Genomic DNA, 271 nt, shown 5'->3' with positions numbered 1-271 from the left:
CTTCGACACTTACGAGGGCAACTCTAATGAATGTTTTCTTACAAAAATGATGTCTCGACGTGTCAAAGGTATTGTACTAGCAAAATGAGCTTTAATATACATAAACTTTTTTTATTCCATATCAAGGTGGATCCTAAATATAATAAAATATCAAGCCTCACCCATGAGAAACATGGATAATAATGGAGAAAAAAAAACAAGGGAAGAAGTATATTAACCGCATCAGGTGCCACATAAACAACTAGTTGATTTCCTACCGCTCCCAACCAAC

General features: G+C 35.1%; 1 protein-coding gene. It reads right to left on the bottom strand.

What is annotated here, in order from left to right; translation table 11 throughout:
* Positions 1–62 precede the first annotated feature (62 nt).
* Positions 63–271, bottom strand: a 209-nt coding sequence (locus tag KVT28_RS25175; RefSeq protein ID WP_217550896.1) for a hypothetical protein, incomplete at its 5' end; no start/stop codon positions are given.

Origin of the sequence: Pantoea sp. GbtcB22 (assembly GCF_019091025.1) — a bacterium.
In the GTDB taxonomy this organism is placed as follows: Bacteria; Pseudomonadota; Gammaproteobacteria; order Enterobacterales; family Enterobacteriaceae; genus Pantoea; species Pantoea leporis.
Note: the sequence above shows the minus strand (reverse complement) of the source record. Positions and strands in the feature narration are given on the sequence as shown.